This is a genomic window from Pantoea sp. CFCC18179, from assembly GCF_059412405.1.
This window is the reverse complement of sequence record NZ_JBNBPM010000012.1, coordinates 43161-57586: the sequence shown is the minus strand read 5'-3', so window position 1 is coordinate 57586 and position 14426 is coordinate 43161. Positions and strand designations below refer to the sequence as shown.

Here is a 14426-nt window from a genome sequence, read left to right as displayed (position 1 = left end):
CGACCCTACGACGCGGCGGGGCAATACGGGATTCAATCGCGCAGTTGCGCCATCACCACAATGTCATGCAGCTCGCCGTCGCGCAGGCAGGCTTTACGTTTGAGGCCTTCGCGCTCGAATCCCAGTTTGTGATACAGACCCAGCGCGCGTTCGTTATCGTGGAACACTTCCAGTTCTATACGCACCACGCCGAGCCAGTTAAAGGCGTAATCAATGGCGTTGCGAATCAGCTGCTCACCAATGCCGCGTCCGCCAAAAGCGGGATCAACGCTGATACCGAAACTGATGTTGTGGCGCGTGCGCGGACGCTGTTCGACAAACAGCGTCAATTCGCCGACCATCGCGCCATCAATCTCAGCGACAAAGCCGATGTAGCCTAGCTCATCCATCTTCTCGAATTTTTTCTGCCAGGTTGCCACGCTCGGACACGGTAACTGCGTGGTCCAGCGGTAAACCTCAGGATGGCTGTATAAACGTTGATAGGCGGCGGCATCGCCCGGCTCGCGACCGCGAATAATTAAATCCATGTCGGTGTTCCCTTTTCTCATGCACTAAGCTGTTAACTCTCACCAATTCGGGAAGAGTGACTCTATGTTGTATCGTCGTTTTGAACGTTTTATCAATATTTTCCAGGATGCGCCAACCGATTCCCCGCCCACCAGCATGTGGCCGTTTTACTTCTACTACCTGCGTCAGGTGTGGCCGAGTTTTGTCGCGCTGCTGATTGTTGGGCTGGCCCAGGCGCTAATTGAAGTGGCGCTGTTTAGCTATCTCAGCCGCATTATCGACCTGGTCAATAAATCCACGCCCGCCACGCTGTTCAGCGATAACTGGCAAATCTTATTGTGGATGGCGTTTGTCGCGCTGATTCTGCGGCCGGTGGTGATCGCACTACATGATATGCTGGTGCATCAAAGCATTAACCCGAGCATGACCAGCATGATCCGCTGGCAGCATCACAACTACGTGCTGCGCCAAAGCCTGAACTTCTTCCAGAACGATTTTGCCGGGCGCATCGCGCAACGCATCATGCAAACCGGTAACTCGCTGCGCGATTCGGCGGTGCAACTGGTCGATGCGATTTGGCACGTGGTGATTTACGCCGTGACCTCGCTGGTGTTGTTCGCTGAAGCCGACTGGCGTTTGATGATTCCGCTGGTGATTTGGATTGTGGCGTACAGCGTGTCATTGAGCTTCTTTGTGCCGCGCGTTAAACAGCGTTCGGTGGTGTCATCGGAAGCGCGCTCCAAATTGATGGGCACTATCGTCGATGGCTACACCAACATCGCCACCATCAAACTGTTTGCACACAACGATTTAGAACGCAAGTACGCGCGTGAAGCGCTGCAAGAGCAAACCGACAAAACCCAGCATGCCAGCCGCATGGTGACCACCATGGACGTCACGCTCTCAACGCTGAATGGCTTGCTGATTGTCAGCACTTCGGCGCTGGCACTGTGGTTGTGGAGCCAGTCGCTGATCAGCGTAGGTGCGATTGCGCTGGCCACCGGTTTGGTGATCCGCTTAGTGAACATGTCCGGCTGGATCATGTGGGTGGTGAACGGCATCTTCGAAAATATCGGCATGGTGCAGGATGGCCTGAACACCATCGCGCAGCCGCTCAGCGTGCAGGACGCGCCGGATGCCAAACAGATGAAGGTGAAGCATGGCCAAATTCGTTTTGAGGATGTGCGCTTTGATTACGGCGGCAGCCGCCAGGTGATCAATCGCCTCAATCTCAACATCAAACCGGGCGAGAAAATCGGCTTAATTGGGCCATCTGGCGCCGGTAAATCAACGCTAGTGAACCTGCTGCTGCGACTGTACGACATCAACGGCGGGCGCATCCTGATTGACGATGACAACATCGCTGAAGTGACGCAAGAGAGCCTGCGCGGGCAAATCGGCATGATTACCCAAGATACCTCACTGCTGCACCGCTCGATTCGCGACAACCTGTTGTACGGTCGGCCGGATGCCACTGAAGAGGAGTTGCAGACGGCGATTATCCGTGCACGCGCCGATGAATTCATTCCGCTGCTGTCCGATCCGCAAGGCCGCACCGGCCTGGATGCACACGTTGGCGAACGCGGCGTGAAGCTGTCGGGCGGCCAACGTCAGCGTATCGCCATTGCGCGCGTGTTGTTGAAAGATGCGCCGATTCTGATCATGGATGAAGCCACTTCAGCGCTGGATTCTGAAGTAGAAGCGGCGATTCAGGAGAGCCTGGAAACGCTGATGCAGGGCAAAACGGTGATCGCCATCGCGCACCGTCTTTCGACTATCGCCAAGATGGATCGCCTGGTGGTGCTGGAGAAAGGCGAGATTGTCGAGATGGGCAACCACCGCGAACTGCTGGCGCACAATGGACTGTATGCGCGCCTGTGGCAGCATCAAACCGGCGGTTTTGTCGGCGCGGATTAATCGCCGCGTCGATATGGCAGGGCATCGCGCGCTTCCAATGCCCATGCGCGCATCCCTGCCCGTTCTTCCACTAAATACGCCGCCACTGCTTCACGTAAGCCTGGATGACACAAATAGTGCCAGGAGTGGGTGATTTGCGGTTCGAAACCGCGCACCAGCTTGTGTTCGCCTTGCGCACCGGCGTCAAAACGCTGCAAACCTTCCGCAATAGCAAAATCCATGCCCTGATAGAAACAGGTTTCAAAATGCAGGCGATCAAACTCCGCCAGGCAACCCCAATAGCGGCCATACAGCGTGTTGCCATCGACTAAACAGAACGCCATTGCCGCCGGTTGTCCTTGCAGCGTGGAGATCACCACGCGTATCGCATGCGGCATGCGTTCGGCCAATTGGCTGAAGAACTGGCGCGTCAGATATGGACGCTGACCGCGCACTCGATAGGTGTTGGCGTAGCAGGTGTAGACGAAATCCCACTGATCTTCGCGCAGTTCATCGCCGCGATACCAGATGAATTCGAAACCGTTGCTCATCACCTGCTCACGCTCTTTGCGCAGCTGTTTGCGTTTGCGCGACATCAGCGTATCGAGGAAATCCTGGAAGTCGCGATAGCCTTTGTTGTGCCAGTGATACTGAATGCCGAGCCGTTCCAGCCAATCGGGTTGTTGCGCCATCAAGGTGTTGGCAAACGGCGTGGTGAAATTGATGTGCGCACCGCTCAGGCCGTGTTGCAGCAATTCATCCGGCAATGCGCTGAGCAGTTTGGTCAGCGCTTCGTCATCGCCCAGCAGCCGTGCGCCGGTGACCGGGCTGAACGGGATCGCGCCCAGCCATTTGGGATAATAAGGAATACCGGCGCGCTCGCAGGCATCGGCCCATGCGTGATCGAACACGTATTCGCCGCGCGAATGGCGCTTGCGATAACCCGGTAGCGCCGCGCGCAAGACACCGTTTTCCCGCCACAGCAGATAATCAGTTTGCCAGCCATTTTCTGGCCGCACGCAGCCGCTCTCTTCCAGGGTTAAGAGAAAGGCGTGGCGTAAAAACGGTTGATCGTCAGGTAACAGCGCATCCCATTCGACAGCGGAGATTTCCGCCAGCGACGACAGATGAAGCAAGGACATTCACGGCTCCCGGCCAGGTGAAAGCAGGCGCTTAGTTCAACAGGTTTTGCCGCGCGGGAAAAGGTGCAGCGCACTGAATGTGTATTTGCTCCGCCAGGCATAAATTCGCACCCTACAGTTGATTAACATTCGGTCACCATAAATGGCGACCCTACGGAGAGTTACGGGCTGTTGTAGGGTCGCCATTTATGGTGACCTGGTTTATGTTAACCCTTTGAACTCACGGGATTCGCCATGGATCGACTCGATTGTGACCGCATGTTTGTCGCCGTGCTGGAAGTCGGCAGCTTTGCCGGTGGCGCTGAACGCCTTGGCACCAGCAGTGGCCAGGCTTCCAAGCTGGTATCGCGGCTGGAGCAGGAACTCGGCGTGCAGTTGTTCAAACGCAGCACGCGCGCGTTGTCGCCAACCGAAGTCGGTCGCGCCTATTACGAGCGGGTGAAAACCTTGCTGGAAGCGTTTGATACATTGGATGCCACCGTTCGAGACAGCGCCACCACGCCGTCCGGCCGCCTGAAAATCAGCGCGCCCGGCACCTTCGGCACCGCAATCCTCGCCAGCGTGTTGGTGGAGTTCGCGCGCCACTATCCCAACATCGAACTTGATGTGAATTTCTCCGATCGTGCGGTCAACATCGTGGATGAAGGGTTTGATATGGCGATCCGCATCGGCAAACTTGACGACAGCAGTTTGATCGCGCGTCGGCTCGGCGATGTACCGATTCGCGTGGCGGCGGCGCCCGGCTATTTGCTGCAACACGGCACGCCGCAGCACTGGCGCGATTTGGCGTCACATCAATGCATCAGCGACACCAATTTCCGCGATCCGTGGCATTGGCCGTTCGTCACGCCGTGTGGCGACAGCGTCAGCATGCCGATTCGCGGTCGCCTGTGCTTCTCCAATACCGAAGCCTGTTTACAGGCGGCGATTGCCGGATTAGGCATCGCGCGGCTGCCCGGTTTTATCGCCGCGCCCGCCTTGCAGCGCGGCGATATCGTCTCGTTGCTGGAGGAGTTCGCCACGCCGCCGCTTGGCCTGTTTGCGCTTTATCCACCGGCGCGCCACCTGGCGCAGAAAACGCGTTTGCTGATCGATTTCCTCGCCGACCATTTCCTGCATCATCCGCCCGGCTGATTCCTTCCAATTTGGAAGCAATGAAAGCCATTTTGCCCGGATTATCACCGATTCAGCAGCGCTGTATGCTCTGTTCATCACCACAGAGGAGAATTGCGATGCTGGTAAACGGTAAGTGGAGTGCAGAGTGGCACCCAGTGCAAGCCACCGATAAACAAGGCGGATTTGTCCGTCAAACGTCCAGTTTCCGCCACTGGATCACCGCCGATGGCTCCAGCGAATTTGCCGCTGAAGCAGATCGCTATCACCTGTATGTGGCGCTGATTTGTCCGTGGGCATCGCGCACGCTGCTGGCACGTAGCTTAAAAGGGCTGGAGAAAGTGATCAGCGTGTCAGTGGTCGAGCCGCAATTGGGCGCACAAGGCTGGCGTTTCGGCGATTATCCGGGTGCCGACCGCGACTGGCTCAATAAAGCCGAATACATTCACGAACTCTACACCCGCGCCGATGCCAATTTCACCGGCCGCGCCACCGTACCGGTGCTGTGGGACAAGAAAACGCAAACCATCGTCAACAACGAATCGGCCGATATCCTGCGCATGTTGAATAGCGGATTTGGTGATTTAGCTGACGATCGCATTGATCTGTATCCCGAAGATCTGCGTGAAGAGATCGACGCACTCAACGAAGCGATCTATCCGCGCCTGAATAACGGCGTGTACCGCACCGGTTTCGCCACCACGCAAGTCAGCTATCAACAGGCGTTTAACGATGTGTTTGGTCAGTTGGATGAACTGGAGCAGCGCTTGCAGGATGGTCGCACTTTCCTGCTCGGCGAGCGCTTAACCGAAGCCGATATCCGCTTGTTCGTTACGCTGGTGCGTTTTGACGCCGCGTATCACGGCCTGTTTAAATGCAACCTGCGCCGCCTGCGCGACTATCCGCTGCTCGATCGTTATCTGAAGAGTATGCTGTCGGTTTCTGGCGTGCGTCAGACAGTGAATATCGACCATATCAAACAGGGCTATTATTCGATTAAAGCGCTGAATCCCAACGGCATTGTGCCGGTTGGCCCGGATATGGCGGCTTACGGTTTATAAGGAGCGGTGCAATGGCGAAAGCCCTGGTGATTTTTTTACATGGTGTTGGCAGCAATGGCGACGATTTGGCGGTGCTTGGTCAACATTGGGCCAGCCTGCTACCAGATGTGGCGTTTGCCTCGCCGAATGCGCCCTTTCCCTTTGAGCATGCGATGGGATATCAGTGGTTTAGCTTAACCGGCATCACCACGGAAAATCGTCCTGCGCGGGTGCGTGCCGCGCGCGCGGCGTTCGATGACACGCTGCAACAGCTAATGGCGCAACACGGCATGGCGGATGCGTGGGACAAAGTGATTCTGGTTGGCTTCTCGCAAGGTTCGATCATGGCGCTGGATGCATTAGCATCGGGCCGTTATCCGCTGGCGGGTGTAGTGGCGTTTTCCGGACGCTTGTCGTTCGATGATGCCTTAACGCCGCTGCCACACATTCCTGCGCTGCTGATTCATGGCAAAGCAGATGATGTGATTCCCTTCAGCGAGAGCGAATCGGCGGCGCAGCGTTTGCAACAGGCCGGCGTGACGGTTGAAGCGCGTTATGAAGCGGCAACCGGCCACACCATTTCATCGCAGGGCGCGATGCAAGCGGCCGGTTTTATTGCTCAGTGTTTACAGGACTAGGTTGACAAAATCACGGCCAGAAGCGGTTTAACGCTTGCCACGCCTTGTTTGCAGCCACTTCCGGTGGCTGCGCTTTTAAGCCATCGTTGAACACTTCAATGCCGACTGGCCCGCTGTAACCGGCACTTTTCAACTTATCGACGAAACGATCAACATCAATGATGCCGTCGCCTGGCAACAAACGCTGATGGCGCGCGTACTCACTTAGTGGCTGTTTGTCCTGCGGTGGCATCTCGGCCATATCGCACAATTGTACTTCATAAATACGATCGGCAGGAATGCCATCCAACTGCGAAGCATCGCCACCTAACGCGCTGATGTGAAACAGATCGACCACCAAACCGATGTTCGGCTGATCGAGACGTTGCAAGCGTTCCCACGCCAGCGGCAAGGTGTTATCGACGCTGCACCACGCCATCGGTTCATACATGATGCGCATGTTGTAGCGCGCGGCTTCCGACGCCATCCATTGCAGATCTTCATCAATGCGCGCCGCCACGCAATCTTCTCGCGTGCTGGCCGGTGCCTGAATGGTATCGCAGCCGATGGATTGGGCGATTTGAATGAACTGACGCAGTTCTGCGCGTTTTTGCTGGCGTTCGCGATCCGGCGCACCGGTGAAATCGCGCAGCACCTGCAGATTAGTGAAGCCGAGCTGCAATTGCTCGGCGATGTGCGGCGTACTGGCTTGCACATCGTCGCGCCAGATTTCAACCTGATCAAAACCGGCTGCGCGCGCGGCACGCAGCTTGTGTTCAGGTTCACCGTTTAACAACACCAGGTTAAGGAATTTGGGGTTACTTCGCATCAACAGGCTCCTTAATCGTCCGGATAAATCGGTGACAGCGTCTGCGCGTCACGCGCGCAAACCGCCGTTTAGTATCTACCTCTTAATAGTTATTTCAAGCCTGACGGTTATCCCAGCAGATTCACCACGGCAAAACCGGCAAACGTCATCAACAGTGAACCGATGACATGCACCATCACACTCGACATTGCCCACAGATATTTGCCGGTTTGCAGCAGCCCGACGATTTCCGCCGAAAAGGTCGAAAAGGTGGTTAACCCGCCGCACAAACCAGTGACAATCAATAACTTCCAGAAGGGATCGATATGCGGATTGCGCACAAAAAACGCCAGCGCCGCGCCAATAATAAAGCCGCCCACCAGATTCACCATTAAGGTGCCCGGCGGCAGATTGGGAAACAACGCGTTAAAACGTAATGAAATTAACCAACGCAGCGAACAGCCGACCGCACCGCCAAGCACCACCGCCAGTAACGACTTCAACATAGTTTGGAGCTCCTGAAATAGATTACGCGCAGGGCCGCGGCAGGACAGAAAAACGCCTGACACACCGCCGTCTCCCGCGCAGGGATACCAGTGTTGTCAGGCGTCATCAGCCGTCTGTGACCAGAACGGCGGTTGGGAAAGGTGGCACGCCATCACCTTAGGCGGGTGATAATACGCTGGGTTGGGAAGTGAGACAATATGGGAACTCTGGCATTCATTGTCAGGCGCGCAAGAATGCGCACCCTACGAAAGCCACTCCGCTCAAACGTAGGGTCGCCATTCATGGTGACCGAATTTCATCGAAAGCAATATCAACGCTCGAAGTGAATCACGCCCTTAATCAGCTCGCGATTATTAATCACCTCGGGTTCAAACGTTTCTGCCAGCGTTGAGAAATCATAATGTCGGTTCAGCATGATATCGGCACGAAGCTGACCATTCGCCATCAACTCGCGTACTTTGGCGAAATCTTCCAATGTAGCGTTGCGGCTGCCCATCAAGGTGGTTTCACGTTTGTGGAACTCGATATCCGGGATCACCAGATCGCCTTTGTGCAGGCCGACGAACACGATGGTGCCGCCATGACGAATCAATTTCACCGCGCCGTTCATCGCCGCTGGGCTGCCGGTGGCATCGATCACTTTAGCGGCTAAACGTCCGCCAAACTCCGCGCGCAGTTTTACTTCAAAATCGGCGTCTAACGGATTCACAGTGGCTAAAGCCAGTTGCTGCGCCACATGCGCGCGGCGCTGCTCGCTGGTGTCAGCCACCACCACTTTCGCCCCTGCGGCTGCGGCAATCGCCGCCACGCCCAGCCCAATCGGGCCTGCGCCGACCACTAAAACATGTTCATCGGCTGCAACGGCTGCGCGTCGAACCGCATGGGCACTAATGGCAAACGGTTCGATCAGCGCCGCCGCTTCTGGATCAACATCATCCACCGCCAATAAATTGCCGGCCGGCACACTGAGAAATTCACAGAAACCGCCGTCCTGATGCACGCCAATCACCGAAATCTTTTCGCAGCAGTTGGTTTTTCCGCTTAAGCATGCATCGCACTGCTGGCAGGCAACATAAGGAATCAACGCCACGCGCTGACCGACAGAAAAGCCGCTCGCCTGGTTGCCGAGTGCTACCACTTCGCCGCACAGCTCATGGCCCAACACGCGCGGATAGCTAAAGAACGGTTGGTTGCCGGCCCATGCATGAATGTCGGTACCGCAAATCCCGGCGGCAATCGGTTTGATTAACACTTCCTGCGCGGCAGGTGTTGGCTTGGCACGCTGTTGCCACACCATGTGGCGTGGCTCGGCGACCACCAGAGTTTTCATCGTTGTCATCGGTTTCTCCTGTGCTGATGCCGAAGTTATGGCGAAAATCGCCGATGGCGGGTTTTTAGCGTGAATGAAGTGTGAAGCCAGACGCTTTTTTTGGGCTTTGTATGGTTTTTAATAAATAAAAAACCGGAGACCGCGATGAGCCGCAGCCAGAACCTACGTCAGAACGTGATTAACCAGATGCTGGATGGCATCGCCAGACGGCATATTCGTTCGCCGTTGCCACCGCAGGCGGCGCTGGCTGAGATGTTCAACATCAGTCGCACCACGGTGCGCCATACCTTGCAGCATTTACATCAACGCGGCGTGCTGGATAAAGTCGATGAAACTTACGTGATCGTGCGCGATCCCAGTGAAGAAGATGGTTTTAATGCGTTAACGCCGCCGATTGAGCAGCAAGCGTTGCAGTTTGAGCAGACTTTTTTCAACCTGATAAACCAGCGACAATTAATGCCCGGCGATACCTTCAGCGAGCTGCAACTGGCGCAGCAGGTCAAAGTCAGCCCAATCGTAGTACGTGAATTTTTGCTGCGTTTTATGCGTTACGACTTACTCGAACCGGTAAAGCGCGGCCAATGGCGCATGAAAAAGTTTGACCAGACGTACGCCGAGAACCTGTTTGAATTGCGTGAAATGCTGGAAACTCACGCCCTCACCCGCTTTCTTAATCTGCCTTCACAGGATGAACGCTGGATGCAGGCGCGTGATTTGTTAGATCGCCATCGCGCGATGCGTGACACCATCGCCAGCAATTATCGCCACTTCGCCGCGCTGGATAAGGAGATGCACACGCTGATTCTTTCCGCCGCCAACAATCCGTTTTTTAATCAATCGCTGGAGATTATTTCGGTGATTTTTCACTCGCATTATCAATGGGATGAAACCGACCTTAAGCAGCGCAATATTGTGGCGCTCGAGGAACACATGGCGATTCTCACCGCGCTGATCAGTCGTCAGGATGTGGAAGCGCTATTTGCCCTGCACAATCATCTCGATACCGCCAAGACCTCGATGATCCGTTCCATCCGCCAATACAATTAAAAACCGATTAAAAACCACAAAGCATTAGCTCCCGCACGAATCTGAAACATCTGCGCAACATCCCGTTCCAATCCCTTCTAGTCTCGAAGTCAATCCGTTGGGGCAGCACCGATTGGCTGCCGCAGGATCCCACACTGACACATAACGATAAGTACCCAGATCCGGGAGGTCGCAATGGAAAATACTTCGGCTCGTGGCCGCGAAAACGCGCCGCAACCCATCAACGACGGGCAAGCATTTATCCCGGCGCGCGGTGATGTGGTGAGATCAAAGCGCATCAAAAAGATTCAGGTCACTGCCATGTTGCTGCTGCTGTTTGCCGCGATGATCAACTATCTCGACCGCAGTTCGCTGTCGGTGGCCAATATGACCATTCGCGGCGAGCTGGGCTTATCCGCTACCGAAATTGGCTTGCTGCTGTCGGCGTTTTCGCTGGCTTACGGTCTGGCGCAATTGCCGTGTGGTGCGCTGCTGGATCGCAAAGGGCCGCGCATCATGCTGGCGATTGGCATGTTTTTCTGGTCGCTGTTCCAGGCGGCTGCCGGGTTGGTGCATAACTTCACGCAGTTTATTTTGGTGCGCATCGGTTTGGGGATTGGTGAAGCGCCAATGAACCCGTGCGGCGTGAAGGTGATCAACGACTGGTTCAACATCAAAGATCGCGGCATGCCGATGGGCATGTTCAACGCTGCATCGATGATTGGTTTGTCGATTGCGCCACCGATTCTGGCGGCGATGATGATGGTGATGGGCTGGCGCGGCATGTTCGTCACCATCGGTATTCTCGGCATGTTCCTCGCGGTGGGCTGGTATTTGATGTACCGCGATCGCGATAACAACAAACTGAGCGGTGAAGAGATTCACTATTTGCAGGCGGGCAGCGTCGCGTCACGCAAAGAGCCGCTGAGCTTTGCCGAGTGGCGCGGCCTGTTCAAGCAGCGCACCATGTGGGGCATGATGATTGGCTTCAGCGGCATCAATTACACCGCGTGGCTGTACATCGCCTGGCTGCCGGGTTACCTGCAATCCACCTATAACCTCGATCTGAAAAGCACCGGTTTACTGGCGGCGATTCCATTCCTGTTCGGCGCGGCGGGCATGCTGCTGAACGGTTACGTGGTCGATGCGCTGGTGCGTCGCGGCCACAATGCGGTGAAAGTGCGTAAGGTTTCAATTGTCACCGGCATGCTGTTCTCAGCAGCGTTCACTGCTTTCGTGACGCGTGCCACCGACACCACCAGCGCGGTAACGCTGATTGGTATGGCGCTGTTTTGCATCCACTTTGCCGGTACATCATGCTGGGGTTTGATCCACGCCAACGTCACGGCACGCATGACTGCATCGGTTGGCAGCATCCAGAACTTTGCCAGTTTTGTATTCGCCTCGTTCGCGCCGGTGATTACCGGTTGGGTGCTGGATACCACCAAATCGTTTAGCCTGGCATTGATGATTTGCGCCGGAGTGACGGTGGTGGGTGCGCTGGCGTATTTGTTGCTGGTGCGTAAGCCAATCACAGATGGGGTGTAGCGCCAGGCGGCTAGGTAGCACGCTGGCACTGAGAAGGTTCCGCCCGCTGAGCAGCTAAGCAGCATGCTTACACCGAGAAGGTTCCGCCCGCCAAACATTGGGCAGTTTCAGCATCCACGATGCGGCGTACGGGCAAAGGGCCAAATAGCGTGGCCCTTTGCAATCCGCGCCTTGCGCCGTCCTCGCTGTTCACTCGCTCATCTCTCCGGCCTAACGGACCGCGCGGATTCGCCATCCCTGGCTCATGCCGCGCTTTCGCCGACATCGTGTCGGCTCATCCTGGCCGTCACTCTTCACTCGGCGCTGCGGATGGCGCCCAGCAAACCTCGCCTGCAAGAATCTTTTTCTAATTAAAAACAGCGTGGTCTGGAGAGGCTTTGTCTGGAGAGGGATTTCGTAGGGTGCGCATTTTTGCGCACCTGGTCACCATGAATGGCGACCCTACAAGCCACTGTGAGTTTCGTAGGGTCGCCATTCATGGTGACCAAAGGCTGAAGCGATGGTGAGTTAATAAAACGCAGAGTGTTGCAGCGAGGGTGTTGAGCGACATCCCATCCCGCTGAACGAAAGAGTGATGCCAGGGCGAGCCGCATGGATGCGGTGAGAGGTGGCGCTGAGCAGGAGCGAATCGCCGCCGGTCCGTCAGGCAGCGCGAATGAGCGAAGGCACCGCGTAAGCGGCGGGATGGGCTGGCGCAAGGCGCGGAGTGCAGAGGCCCGCGCCTTCGGGCCTCTGCTCGGTCGCCGCTCGGCACAGCTGAAACTACCCAATCAGTGGCGAACGAAAGAAGCACAAGGTTGAAGCAAGCATCACTACGCCGGCCGCGTAAAAAACTGTGATTCACATTGTCGCGCGATTTCCCACAACTTCTGTCGAATCACCTGTTTTAACTGCAAAGTCGATTGCGATTGCGGCTGATCGCGACGACTGATCAACATCACTTCAAACGGCAGCGGCTGCGCCACTGGCAACAGCTTGAGCTGGTCGGCGTAACGGCAAGCGGTAAACAGATCAACAATCCCCACGCCGCCGCCCGCCAGCACCATATCGGCAATCACCGAATAAGTTTTGATCGACAGCGACACCGCCGGATTCAGCGCTTTGTCGCGCAGCGCGCGGTGCAACACGCGGCCAAGCGGGTCCTGATTTTGCATCATCAGCAAATTGTTGGCGCACAGCCACTCCAGCGTCACCGGCTCGTTGTGGGTGTGATCGCGCGGCAGCAGCGCCACCATCGACGATTGGAACAGCGGTTCCGCCAGTAAGTCGGCATCAACCTGCTGTCCAAACACCAGCGCGAAATCGAGCTGATTGTCCATCAGCATGCGACACAAAGTGCTGAAGTGTTCGGTCACCAATTCCACGCTCACTGAACTGGCTTGCTGACGCCAATTCACTAACGCCGGTGCCAGCACCATTTGACCAAACGCATGTGCCGCACCCACGCGCACCGTTTGTCCTTCGCCGCGCCGCAGTTGTTCGGTGAGTTGGGTAATTGATTGCAAACGTTGATAAATATCTTCGACTTCCGGCAACAAACGCCGCCCTTCAGCGGTGACGATCATGCCCTGCGCGCGCCGTTCAAACAGCGCAAAACCCAACTGTTGCTCGGCGTGATGCAGCACGCGGCTGACGTTGGGCTGCGAGACATTGAGCAGGCGCGCTGCCGCACTGATGCTGCCGGTCTGCACAATCGCCTGAAACACCTCAATGTGACGCAGCCGCATAATTATTCGCCCCAGGTCGCTTCGAGCACGCGCAGCCAGTTGCCGTAGCAAATTTTCTCCAGCAGCTCACGCGAGTAACCGCGCGCCGCCAGCGCCTGCACCAACAGCGGGAAACCCGCCACATCGTTCAGATCGCCCGGCATGGTGGCGCCGTCGAGATCCGAGCCAAAGCCAACGCCATCTTCGCCAACTTTTTCCAGCAGATATTCAACGTGACGCACAATGGCATCAACGCCGGTTGGCGCATTACGGTCGCCATCTTCGCGCAAGAACGGCACAGCGAAATTGACGCCAACAAAGCCGTTGGTTTCGGCAATCGCCGCCAGTTGGCGATCGGTGAGATTGCGCGACTGCGCGCTGATCACATGCGCATTAGAGTGGCTCGCCACCAGCGGCGCATCACTGATGGCAGCGGTGTGCCAGAAACCCTTCTCATCCATGTGCGACAAATCGACCATGATGCGACGGCGATTGCAGTCGCGTACCAGCTGTTTGCCCGCTTCGGTCAAGCCGTTGCCGATATCCGGCGATGAGGGATAGAGAAACGGCACGCCGTCGCCAAACTGATTCGGTCGGCTCCACAGCGGGCCAAGCGTACGTAAACCGCTGGCGTACAGCAGATCGAGCAATTCACCGTTGGTATCCAGCGCTTCCGCGCCTTCTACATGCATCACTACCGCCAGCACGTCACGCGCCATGCACTCACGGATCTCGCGCACGCTGCGGCAAATCTTCACCTGGCCGTTGGAAGCCTGCTCAATACGCAGCAGCAGCGCCAGCATGGAAAAGGTGGCGTCACGCGCAGAGCTGATAATTTCCTGAGGAAAATCTGAGAGGTCTGGCGCACTTCTTGCAATCAGAGGATGAGACGGCACCCAGGTGGCAAAAATTCCACCTACCATTTTTCCCTGGCGGATACGCGGAAAGTCCATTTGGCCGCGTTCGGTGCCGTTGAAAAAGGCCTCAACCGCGTTGGGTTGGTGGTGCTGCCACAGCTTGTTGAGGACGTCGTTGTGGCCGTCAAACACCGGAATGTCGAGGTGAAGAGAGTCAGACATGTTGTATCGGTTCCATATTCAGGGGAAAGCACGGCACTGCCAGTTGGCGGAGCAAGTTGCACCAGAAAGAGGCATGCGCGGGCGAGTGAAACAAACGATGTAATGTC

At 56.3% G+C, this 14426-nt stretch carries 13 protein-coding genes and 1 riboswitch; of the genes, 6 read left to right on the top strand and 7 right to left on the bottom strand.

From position 1 onward, the window contains the following. Window positions 1–32 precede the first annotated feature (32 nt). Window positions 33–527: a GNAT family N-acetyltransferase gene (locus ACPUC7_RS19280; protein ID WP_494924099.1), complete on the bottom strand. Its 495-nt coding sequence runs from the start codon at window positions 525–527 to the stop codon at window positions 33–35. Window positions 528–591: 64 nt separating this feature from the next. Between ACPUC7_RS19280 and ACPUC7_RS19275 the strand changes: the two genes are divergently transcribed. After that, on the top strand, window positions 592–2424 hold the full coding sequence (locus ACPUC7_RS19275; protein WP_494924098.1) for an ABC transporter ATP-binding protein: 1833 nt from the start codon (window positions 592–594) through the stop codon (window positions 2422–2424). Here the strand turns inward: ACPUC7_RS19275 and ACPUC7_RS19270 are convergent. Beyond that, on the bottom strand, window positions 2421–3545 hold the full coding sequence (locus ACPUC7_RS19270) for a GNAT family N-acetyltransferase (RefSeq protein WP_494924097.1): 1125 nt from the start codon (window positions 3543–3545) through the stop codon (window positions 2421–2423). The genes ACPUC7_RS19275 and ACPUC7_RS19270 overlap by 4 nt on opposite strands. A 234-nt stretch (window positions 3546–3779) precedes the next feature. Here ACPUC7_RS19270 and ACPUC7_RS19265 point away from each other — a divergent pair, with 234 nt between their 5' ends. The 3 genes from ACPUC7_RS19265 (at window position 3780) to ACPUC7_RS19255 (ending at window position 6336) form a co-directional block, all read left to right on the top strand. After that, on the top strand, window positions 3780–4679 hold the full coding sequence (locus tag ACPUC7_RS19265; RefSeq protein ID WP_494924096.1) for a LysR family transcriptional regulator: 900 nt from the start codon (window positions 3780–3782) through the stop codon (window positions 4677–4679). 98 nt (window positions 4680–4777) lie between these two features. After that, window positions 4778–5719, top strand: a complete 942-nt coding sequence (locus ACPUC7_RS19260) for a glutathione S-transferase family protein (RefSeq protein ID WP_494924095.1) — start codon at window positions 4778–4780, stop codon at window positions 5717–5719. Between the two features lie 11 nt (window positions 5720–5730). Then, window positions 5731–6336 carry an alpha/beta hydrolase gene (locus ACPUC7_RS19255; protein WP_494924094.1) on the top strand — a complete coding sequence of 202 codons (606 nt, stop codon included), beginning with the start codon at window positions 5731–5733 and terminating at the stop codon, window positions 6334–6336. Between the two features lie 10 nt (window positions 6337–6346). Here ACPUC7_RS19255 and ACPUC7_RS19250 read toward each other — a convergent pair whose 3' ends face one another. The 3 genes from ACPUC7_RS19250 to ACPUC7_RS19240 form a co-directional block, all read right to left on the bottom strand. Beyond that, on the bottom strand, window positions 6347–7144 hold the full coding sequence (locus tag ACPUC7_RS19250) for a sugar phosphate isomerase/epimerase family protein (RefSeq protein ID WP_494924093.1): 798 nt from the start codon (window positions 7142–7144) through the stop codon (window positions 6347–6349). Between the two features lie 107 nt (window positions 7145–7251). Next, window positions 7252–7629 carry a fluoride efflux transporter CrcB gene (crcB, locus tag ACPUC7_RS19245; protein WP_039333080.1) on the bottom strand — a complete coding sequence of 126 codons (378 nt, stop codon included), beginning with the start codon at window positions 7627–7629 and terminating at the stop codon, window positions 7252–7254. A gap of 90 nt (window positions 7630–7719) precedes the next feature. Then, window positions 7720–7795, bottom strand: a riboswitch (Fluoride riboswitch). A gap of 145 nt (window positions 7796–7940) precedes the next feature. Further along, window positions 7941–8969 carry a zinc-binding alcohol dehydrogenase family protein gene (locus tag ACPUC7_RS19240; protein ID WP_494924092.1) on the bottom strand — a complete coding sequence of 343 codons (1029 nt, stop codon included), beginning with the start codon at window positions 8967–8969 and terminating at the stop codon, window positions 7941–7943. Between the two features lie 135 nt (window positions 8970–9104). Here ACPUC7_RS19240 and ACPUC7_RS19235 point away from each other — a divergent pair, with 135 nt between their 5' ends. Next, complete coding sequence (locus tag ACPUC7_RS19235) at window positions 9105–10007, top strand: GntR family transcriptional regulator (protein ID WP_494924091.1); 903 nt, start codon at window positions 9105–9107, stop codon at window positions 10005–10007. A 174-nt stretch (window positions 10008–10181) separates the two neighbouring features. Continuing rightward, complete coding sequence (locus ACPUC7_RS19230; RefSeq protein ID WP_494924090.1) at window positions 10182–11534, top strand: MFS transporter; 1353 nt, start codon at window positions 10182–10184, stop codon at window positions 11532–11534. 812 nt (window positions 11535–12346) lie between these two features. Here ACPUC7_RS19230 and ACPUC7_RS19225 read toward each other — a convergent pair. Both ACPUC7_RS19225 and ACPUC7_RS19220 read right to left on the bottom strand, forming a co-directional pair. Next, window positions 12347–13261 (bottom strand): LysR family transcriptional regulator, encoded by a 915-nt coding sequence (locus ACPUC7_RS19225; protein WP_343551700.1) that lies wholly within the window; start codon window positions 13259–13261, stop codon window positions 12347–12349. A 2-nt stretch (window positions 13262–13263) separates the two neighbouring features. Then, on the bottom strand, window positions 13264–14319 hold the full coding sequence (locus ACPUC7_RS19220; protein WP_494924089.1) for a dipeptidase: 1056 nt from the start codon (window positions 14317–14319) through the stop codon (window positions 13264–13266). Between the last annotated feature and the right edge of the window lie 107 nt (window positions 14320–14426).